Raw genomic sequence first — 303 nt, 5'->3', positions numbered from 1 at the left:
CATCCCAGGTGTAGTGGTGACCCTCTACACCAACGGCTCGGCTATTGCGACAACGACAACGAACGCATCTGGTCTGTACTCATTCACTGGGCTGACCCCCGCCACACCATACGTGGTAGGCTTCGGGCAGCCGGCTGGGTACGTGCCGACACTGGCAAATGTGGGCAGCGATGATGCCCTGGACTCGGATGCGGATAAGCTGACGGGTCTGACGGGTGTGTACTCACTGACGGCTGACGAGTTCAACCCCACGGTGGACGCTGGTTTCTTCAAGCCTGCTTCCCTGGGTGACTACGTCTTCAA

Annotated in this window: 1 protein-coding gene; it reads left to right on the top strand. The window is 59.1% G+C overall.

Annotated elements, in window-relative coordinates; genetic code table 11:
- A partial coding sequence (locus F7231_RS27135; protein WP_208295709.1) for an SdrD B-like domain-containing protein occupies positions 1-303 on the top strand: 303 nt, incomplete at both ends.

Origin of the sequence: Fibrivirga algicola (assembly GCF_011742925.1) — a bacterium.
Classification (GTDB): Bacteria; Bacteroidota; Bacteroidia; order Cytophagales; family Spirosomataceae; genus Fibrella; species Fibrella algicola.
This window is presented reverse-complemented; position numbering and strand designations above follow the sequence as displayed.